Raw genomic sequence first — 8,099 nt, forward strand, 5'->3', positions numbered from 1 at the left:
TAATAAATGTTTAATCGTGACACAATCTATTTAGTCTTCATAGCGATGATTTTAGCTGTGAGCCAGGGGTTGAAACCCCTGGCTGATCTTCTTGAAAATAGCGCCCAATGCGAGGGATTTAGGTAATAGTAAAACATGGCTCGCTATCCGTCAGCCGTTAACATTATTTCCTAGATTTGTTGTAAAAGCGCAAAAACAGTTTTTCCATTTCGATCCAGACAAACATCAGGGCGCTGAAACCGAAGCAAACCAGCAACTCAAACCCCGTTAAATAATGAGTGCCGAAAAATGCTCTCAGCGGCGGAACATAAATCAGCATCAATTGCAGAATAGTAGTCACAATTACAGCCCCCCACACAAAAATATTAGTGAAGGGATTCAACTCGATAGTTAGCTGAGTATTAGACCGAATTGCGATCGCGTGACCCATTTGTGCCAAACAAAGAGTTGTAAACACCATTGTTTTCCAAGCCTCGGGATCTCCAACATGGTTAGGGTTGGTGGTATATCCGTAAGCCCAAGACATCATCGCGATCGTCAAAATTGCAAAAATAATCCCGATCCGAATCATGTAAGAACCCAAACCCCGCGCAAAAATACTTTCTCGCGGACTGAAAGGAGGCCTTTTCATGACGTTCGGTTCCCCCGGTTCCACGGCCAAAGCCAAAGCGGGAACGCCGTCTGTTACTAAGTTCATCCACAAAATTTGGAGTGGCGTTAGCGGCACTCCTCCCAAACCCATTAAAGGTGCGGCCGCAATTGTCAAAACTTCGCCGATGTTGCTGCCCAAAATGTATTTAATAAAGCGGCGAATATTGCTATAAACCACTCGTCCTTCTTCAGCGGCGGCGACAATAGTTGCGAAGTTGTCGTCGAGGAGCACCATATCGCTAGCTTCTTTGCTGACATCGGTGCCGGTAATCCCCATGGCGATGCCGATATCGGCTTGTTTCAAGGCGGGGGCGTCGTTAACGCCGTCGCCGGTCATCGCGACAAATTTGCCCCAACTTTGCAAAGCTTGGACTATTCGCAATTTGTGTTCGGGGGAAACGCGGGCGTAAACGCTAACCTGTTCGACTTGCTGTTTGAGTTCTTCTTGGCTGAGCTTTTCTAATTCTTGACCGGTGAGAACTCGATCGCCCTCTGTTGCAATACCTAAATCGTAGGCGATGGCTTTTGCTGTCAACTGGTGGTCTCCTGTAATCATCACCACCCGAATCCCAGCATTGCGGCACTTCCTCACTGCTTCCCGCACTTCCGGGCGCGGGGCGTCCAGCATACTGACGAGTCCCAGCCAAATCATGTCTTGTTCGCTGGTTTCCTCAGAACCTTCGGGCGGTATGTTTTCCCAGAGTTTGTACGCAAACCCGAGGACTCGCAAACCGCCGCTTGCCATGTTGTTGTTTTCGACGAGGATGCGATCGCGCATTTCCTGGGTTAAAGGTTGTACTCGATCGCCGACTATAATCCCTTTGCAGCGCTCCAAAGTCAACTCTGGAGAACCTTTGGTCAGCATCAAATAATTGGGCTGCTGTCCTTCAACTGCTGGAAATCCCGAATGTCCCGATCGGCCGGGCACTTCGCAAATTACGCTCATCCGTTTGCGTTCGGAAGAAAAAGGAAATTCCGCCGTCCGCGGCAGCAATTGAGACTGTTTTTCCTTATAAATGCCTGCTTTTCCGGCTACACAAAGCAGAGCTCCTTCTGTGGGGTCGCCTAAAATCTGCCATTCTTGCTGTTCTTGTTGCAATACTGCGTCGTTGCAAACTGCACAGGCAATTAATAAAGATTCAAGTTCTGGATATTCCTCTAAATTATTAATTTTGGCAGATGTCAGGCGATCGGTAAAATCTCCGATCGGCGCATAGCCGTCGCCTGCGACGGCGACAGTGCAGTCGCCCGTAGAGACTAGCTGAACTACCATTTTATTTTGAGTCAGAGTACCTGTTTTGTCAGAACAAATGGTTGTTACCGAGCCCAAAGTTTCTACCGCAGGCAGTTTGCGAATCAGGGCGTTTCGCTTCACCATCCGCCTAGTTCCGAGTGCCAGAGTAACTGTCACGACTGCTGCGAGCCCTTCGGGAACCACAGCCACAGCCATGCTTAGAGAAACTTCTAGCAACTCTTCCCACCTGCTGGTATCCAACCCGATGCTGCCGTTTTGGAAGGTAATCATGCCGCCGATGACGACAATTGCGACTAAGGCTAGGGCACCGGAGACAAGAACATTTCCCAACTGGCCCATCCGCTGTTGCAGGGGAGTCGGTTCGCTTTCTACTGACTGAAGCATGGCGGCAATTTTGCCGAGTTCAGTTTGCATTCCGGTGTTGGTGACGATCGCCTTTGCTCGTCCCTGAACAACTTCTGTGCCCTGAAAAATCAGGTTGAGTCGATCGCCCAAGGAAGCATCTTCGGGAAGTTCTAGATCGGCTTGCTTGGTTACTGCTAGGGCTTCCCCTGTCAAAGCTGATTCTCTGACTTGCAAGTTGGAAGATTCGATCAAGCGTGCGTCTGCTGCTATTTTTACCCCCGCCTCCAACAGCATCACGTCTCCAGGTACGAGTTCCTTGGCTGCTATTTCTGAAGTTTTGCCGTCCCGCAGGACTCTGACTAGGGGAGAAGCGAGGTTTTTGAGGGCTGCGAGGGCTTTTTCAGCACTTTGCTCTTGGAAATAGCCGAGAATGCCGTTGAGTATGACGATCGCAAAAATGGCGATCGCATCTTTGGGAAAAGTATTCGACCGAAAGTCCAAAAAACCCGAAATCACGGCCACACCCATCAGCATCAACAACATGATGTTGGTGAACTGATCGACAAAAATCGACCACGGACTGCGGCCTCCTGTTTCTTCTAGTTCGTTGGGGCCGTATTGCTGCAAGCGTTCTGACACCTGTTGGCTGCTCAATCCAGCGTCTTTGTTGCTGCTTAGCTGCTGGAGAGTTTGGTCAATTGCTACGGTGTGCCAAGAAGAGGGAGAATTTGAAGACATAAATTACGATCGATCGTGGGGCATAAAGGTGGTTGTGGCCGGACAGCTACAGCCGATCCATCTGGCTGATTACAGTGAGAGAGTTTTAAGTTTTGAGTTCTGAGTAAAAAACTGTTTAACTTGCGACTCGTTTTGGGCGGTTCGATGCCGGGGAAGCAAAAAGCTTTTAACTTCACTGCGTCTGGCGGCTCGATCGAGCCGTTTGTAGACCTACCGCTGATAGCACCTATCCACCTTACCAAAAATAATGGGTTTAAAGCCCCGGCATAAGCTTGACGGAAGCCCAAGCAGTGATTCTTGGAATCCTGCGGTACGGCCGGGGAGGATGTCAATATATAGATGAAGCAAGTTTTTTTGCAACCGCTGCAGGACAAACAGTAGAGGCTTGCTGGGGTCAAGTCCAATGACTCCCCAGACCAAGCATCCCCGCGTTATGAAATACCGGGCCCGGTCTTTCAACTTCCAAAGGCTGAGTTTGGTCACTCAATGCTGATAGTTCTGGTAAAAGCTGAGGCTGTGGCGAGGGGGTTCACAATCTTTTGGATTTTTCCCACACCGAATTTTGCAGGCCTCCTGACATTGGGCAGAATTTTTGGTTTTTTCCCTATTCCCCAGCCTTCTTTTACGAAAACTTTAATTTACTTAATACTTCTTAACAATTCTGCTTTTCCAGAGAAAGCCAACAAAGGCGGTAGAAACCACCGGACGGTTCCGGTGGTTTCTACCGCCACGGCAGGGCAAGAGAAGCAAACTCTTCCTTTATGGATACCCTCGCGCATCTACCCTAGGGAGGAGATTTGCCCGCAATTGCCCCGTAGATATTTACCTTCTTAGAGAGATAAGTTTCTGTAATAATTTGTAATAAACAAAGGCGAGCGAGCATTGTATAAAGATTATCAGAGGGTTGAAACGACAGGCCAAAGTTAACAAAAACCCTGATTGACAAGGTTTGTCGCATCTCATAAAAGGTGTAAAATTTTCTAAGGTTTCTTAAACCTCCGTTGCAATGTAACAATAGTGCAGGTAGCGGAAAGGGAGAGATCGATGGGACCAGCAGATTAGCTGGCATCAAATTTCAACCCTTGCAGGCACTCGTAGCCTGAACAAATTTAACTTAACGGTTTTATACCGCAACCAAACTCAATTAACTCAAATAGGAGAGTTCTTTCATGTTTGACGCATTTACAAAAGTGGTTTCCCAATCTGACGCTCGGGGCGAATTTCTAGCTCAGGGTCAACTAGATGCTCTCAGCAGCATGGTTTCCGACGCCAACAAGCGGATTGACGCAGTAAACCGCATCACCGGCAACGCATCCAGCATCGTAGCCAATGCAGCTCGCACCCTGTTCGCTGAACAGCCTCAACTGATCGCTCCTGGTGGTAATGCTTACACCAACCGCCGCATGGCAGCTTGCTTGCGCGATATGGAAATCATCTTGCGCTACGTCACCTATGCAACATTTGCAGGCGACGCCAGCGTTTTGGACGACCGCTGCTTGAACGGTCTGCGTGAAACATACCAAGCTCTGGGAGTTCCCGGTGGCTCAGTTGCAGCCGGCGTGCAAAAAATGAAAGAAGCAGCGATCGCGATCGCTAACGACCCCAACGGTGTTACCCGTGGTGATTGCAGCTCGCTGATGTCTGAAATCGGCAGCTACTTCGACCGCGCAGCCAATGCAGTCGGCTAAAAATAGCCAAGCGAACCTTTCTTGTAAAGAAGCGAGCATCGCATTTTTGCAAACAATCATTTTTGTACAAAAACAACACAACATTAGGGAGAAACCAGAACAATGAAAACCCCTTTGACTGAAGCAGTAACCGCAGCCGATTCTCAAGGCCGTTTCCTGAGCAGCACAGAACTCCAAGTCGCCTTCGGACGTTTCCGCCAAGCAGCAGCAGGTTTGGAAGCAGCTAAAGCTTTGACCGCCAACTCTCAGCGCTTGATCGACGGTGCAGCTCAAGCTGTGTACAACAAATTCCCGTACACACAACAAATGCAAGGCCCGAACTACGCTTCTACCCCAACCGGTAAAGCCAAGTGCTCTCGCGACATCGGCTACTACCTGCGGATGGTAACCTACTGCTTAGTTGCAGGCGGCACCGGTCCAATGGACGAGTACCTGATTGCAGGTGTTGACGAAATCAACCGGACATTTGAATTGTCTCCTAGCTGGTACGTTGAAGCTCTCAAGTACATCAAAGGCAACCACGGTCTGAGTGGCGACGCTGCAACTGAAGCGAATTCCTACATCGACTACGCAATCAACGCTCTGAGCTAGATTTGCGTGATGCCCGGAATTGTAAGCTGCTGTTAGCTTAAGTGTTAGCGGTTGTTTAGAATTCCGGGCATCTGCGATCGAAGCCTAGTTTTGCAAATACTTTTTTTAAGCAGTTTTCAGTTTTTAAAGCAAAAAAGGGAGAAGCGAAGATGGCGGGATTAGGTGCAGCAGAACGGTTGGGAATAAAAGCATTTGAAGAAGCGGGACGAGTAGAACTTCGCCCCCACTGGACGCAAGACGATGCGAAAGCAGTAATTCGCGCTGCTTACAGCCAAGTTTTCGGTAACGAGTATTTAATGTCGAGCGAACGACTTACCAGTGCAGAATCTCTGCTGATGCAAGGGCAGATTTCAGTTAAAGATTTTGTGCGGTCAATTGCACATTCCGAAACTTATCGGAAAAAGTTTTTTTATCCGAACTCGCAAACGCGGTTAATTGAGCTTAATTATAAGCATTTGTTGGGCCGCGCTCCTTACGACGAGTCGGAAATTGCTTTCCACGTTGATTTGTACAATGCAGAAGGCTACGAAGCTGAAATCAATTCTTATATTGACTCAGTTGAGTATGAAGAAAATTTTGGCGACAGTATAGTGCCTTACTATCGCGGTTTCGCGACCCAAAGAGGTCAAAAAACCGTCGGTTTTAACCGGATGTTTCAATTGTACCGGGGTTTTGCTTCTAGCGATCGCTCGCAAAACCAAACCCAAGCCCGGCTGACTTGGGAAGTAGCGAGAAATATGGCTTCGCCGATATACACGGCCTCCACCGGAAAAGCCCTTGGCGGGACTTCCGGCGGTTCTCGCGACCAACTCTACCGAGTCACCGCAATGCAAGGTTCGGCTAAGTTTTCGCCCCAAGTGCGGCGGACAACTACCGAATATCTCGTGCCTTACGAGCAACTTTCGAGCCGCTTGCAGCAAATCAACAAACGTGGCGGCAAAGTGGTAAGTATTACCACAGCTTAAAGTTTGTGTATTGACGTTTTTTTGAAACGTCTTTAGCAAATTAGGACTAAGGATAAAAAATTCTTCAATTTTATGTGTATAGGTAAGGTGTGCAGTGCACACCCTACTTTGAGGCATATTATCCTTAGTCCTAAAAATTTCAAGTGCAACCAAGCATTAAACTTTTGTCATTAATAATTTAGGAGAAAATCTGGTGGCGATTACGACAGCAGCGTCCAGACTGGGAACATCCGCATTGAGCGATGCGCCGAAGGTAGAACTGCGCCCGAACTACAGCAAAGACGACGTTGAAACTGTGATTCGTGCGGTTTACCGTCAGGTGCTGGGCAACGACTATTTAATGAAATCCGAGCGACTTACCAGTTCCGAGTCTTTGCTGCGGGACGGCAGTTTGACTGTACGAGAATTTGTACGGGCTGTAGCTAAGTCAGAACTGTACAAAACCAAGTTTTTCTACAACAGCTTCCAAACTCGGACGATCGAACTAAACTACAAACACTTGCTCGGTCGTGCTCCCTACGACGAATCTGAAGTAGTTGAACACTTAGATTTGTACCAAACACAAGGCTACGACGCTGATATTGATTCTTACATCGATTCAGTAGAGTATCAAGAAAACTTCGGCGAAAGTATCGTACCTTACTACCGCGGCTTTAACACCCAGCGTGGTCAAAAAACCGTTGGTTTTACCCGGATGTTCCGCCTGTATCGCGGCTATGCAAACAGCGATACATCTCAACTAGAAGGGAATAACTCTCGCTTAGCTGTCGAACTCGGCACTAACACCGCTACGGCTGTAGTTGGGCCTTCTGGCGGTAACGAAGGTTGGGCATATCGGCCTTCTGCCAGAAACGTAACTCCCAGCAGCACTTTCGGCGGCGCTGCTGCTTACGGCAAAGAAGGGCGGCTGGTGCGCGTGGAAGTTTCGGGAATTCGCACGGGCGGCTATCCCAGCGTGCGCCGCAGCAGCAAGGCTTTCATCGTACCTGTTGAGGAGTTGTCCTCGCAAATGCAGAAATTTCAACGCCTGGGCGCGAAAATCGCCAGCATTACTCCAATTTAGTCATACCAATTTAATGTGAAGTTGCACATATCTCGATCCCCCTAAATCCCCCTGGTTGTTGGGGGACTTTGAGAAGAATCTTGTCCCCCCCTTATTAAGGGGGGTTAGGGGGATCAGATTCTATGCAGCCTCATAAAAAATTGGTATCAGTTGGCAGTTGGTAGTTGGCAGTTACTAGCTTTTAGTCAACAGTCAACAGTCAACAGTCAACAGTCAACAGTCAGAATTACCAATTACCAAGAAGCTTATGTTGGGTCAAATTGTAGCTGGAAAAAGTGGCAATACAGCTTCGGCTGGTCGCTGCTTTCGGTATGAAGTTGTGGGCTTGCGCCAAAGCGATGAAACAGATAATGTGGATTATTCGATTCGATCGAGCGCGAGTACATTTATCACTGTGCCTTACAATCGGATGAATCAAGAAATGCAGCGAATTACTCGCATGGGCGGGAAAATTGTCAGCATTCATCCTTTAAACGCGGGTGCAGAATCATCGCATGAATCATCCCAGGAATCATCGCACGATCACCAATAGTTTGGTTGCAGGGGCGATGAAAATCGCTCCTAGATAAGCTAGAAGGGGCGATTAAAATCGCTCCTAGACAAACAAAGTCCACTCCAAGCGGACTAAGAGTTAATGTAACCCGCCCAGGCGGGTTTTGTCTGTTTAGTAGCGATTTTAATCGGCCAGTTTCCCGAACCCTTGCAGTTTTTTTCTGTGTAGCAGCCATTTCAAGAGACTGTTGGCGAATTCGCAGGGGGTGTTACCCATCACCTCTGGGAGGCAGTATTTCCGTTCACTATTG

The 8,099-nt window shown here is 48.3% G+C and carries 8 protein-coding genes; 7 read left to right on the plus strand and 1 reads right to left on the minus strand.

Annotated elements, in window-relative coordinates; all coding sequences use genetic code 11:
* Nucleotides 1-163: 163 nt before the first annotated feature.
* A complete protein-coding gene (locus QUA03_RS21470) occupies nucleotides 164-2,989 on the minus strand; it encodes a cation-transporting P-type ATPase (RefSeq protein ID WP_333214775.1) in 2,826 nt (941 codons plus the stop codon).
* Nucleotides 2,990-3,109: 120 nt separating this feature from the next.
* On the opposite strand from QUA03_RS21470, the gene QUA03_RS21475 reads away from it, so the two are divergent.
* The 7 genes from QUA03_RS21475 (at nucleotide 3,110) to QUA03_RS21505 (ending at nucleotide 7,828) form a co-directional block, all read left to right on the plus strand.
* Entirely contained in the window at nucleotides 3,110-3,259 is a 150-nt protein-coding gene (locus QUA03_RS21475) for a hypothetical protein (RefSeq protein WP_333214777.1), read from the plus strand.
* A gap of 216 nt (nucleotides 3,260-3,475) precedes the next feature.
* Nucleotides 3,476-3,823 carry a hypothetical protein gene (locus tag QUA03_RS21480; RefSeq protein ID WP_333214779.1) on the plus strand — a complete coding sequence of 116 codons (348 nt, stop codon included), beginning with the start codon at nucleotides 3,476-3,478 and terminating at the stop codon, nucleotides 3,821-3,823.
* Nucleotides 3,824-4,158: 335 nt separating this feature from the next.
* A complete protein-coding gene (locus QUA03_RS21485) occupies nucleotides 4,159-4,677 on the plus strand; it encodes a phycocyanin subunit beta (RefSeq protein WP_333037001.1) in 519 nt (172 codons plus the stop codon).
* A gap of 102 nt (nucleotides 4,678-4,779) precedes the next feature.
* The gene (gene cpcA / locus QUA03_RS21490; RefSeq protein ID WP_006631256.1) at nucleotides 4,780-5,268 is read left to right on the plus strand and encodes a phycocyanin subunit alpha; all 489 of its coding nucleotides are present in this window, start codon (nucleotides 4,780-4,782) and stop codon (nucleotides 5,266-5,268) included.
* Nucleotides 5,269-5,417: 149 nt separating this feature from the next.
* Nucleotides 5,418-6,233: a phycobilisome linker polypeptide gene (locus tag QUA03_RS21495; RefSeq protein ID WP_333214781.1), complete on the plus strand. Its 816-nt coding sequence runs from the start codon at nucleotides 5,418-5,420 to the stop codon at nucleotides 6,231-6,233.
* 193 nt (nucleotides 6,234-6,426) lie between these two features.
* Complete coding sequence (locus tag QUA03_RS21500) at nucleotides 6,427-7,296, plus strand: phycobilisome linker polypeptide (RefSeq protein ID WP_333214783.1); 870 nt, start codon at nucleotides 6,427-6,429, stop codon at nucleotides 7,294-7,296.
* A gap of 247 nt (nucleotides 7,297-7,543) precedes the next feature.
* Nucleotides 7,544-7,828, plus strand: a complete 285-nt coding sequence (locus QUA03_RS21505) for a phycobilisome linker polypeptide (protein WP_333214785.1) — start codon at nucleotides 7,544-7,546, stop codon at nucleotides 7,826-7,828.
* The last annotated feature ends 271 nt before the right edge of the window (nucleotides 7,829-8,099 follow it).

The organism is Microcoleus sp. S36b_A4, from assembly GCF_036700645.1.
Classification (GTDB): Bacteria; Cyanobacteriota; Cyanobacteriia; order Cyanobacteriales; family Microcoleaceae; genus Microcoleus.

What these genes read in the sequence shown, in the direction of transcription:
- cpcA (WP_006631256.1), top strand. Translation starts at nt 4,780, where the DNA reads ATGAAAACCCCTTTGACTGAAGCAGTAACCGCAGCCGATTCTCAAGGC.
- QUA03_RS21480 (WP_333214779.1), top strand. Translation starts at nt 3,476, where the DNA reads ATGCTGATAGTTCTGGTAAAAGCTGAGGCTGTGGCGAGGGGGTTCACA.
- QUA03_RS21505 (WP_333214785.1), top strand. Translation starts at nt 7,544, where the DNA reads ATGTTGGGTCAAATTGTAGCTGGAAAAAGTGGCAATACAGCTTCGGCT.
- QUA03_RS21485 (WP_333037001.1), top strand. Translation starts at nt 4,159, where the DNA reads ATGTTTGACGCATTTACAAAAGTGGTTTCCCAATCTGACGCTCGGGGC.
- QUA03_RS21495 (WP_333214781.1), top strand. Translation starts at nt 5,418, where the DNA reads ATGGCGGGATTAGGTGCAGCAGAACGGTTGGGAATAAAAGCATTTGAA.
- QUA03_RS21470 (WP_333214775.1), bottom strand. Translation starts at nt 2,989, where the DNA reads ATGTCTTCAAATTCTCCCTCTTCTTGGCACACCGTAGCAATTGACCAA.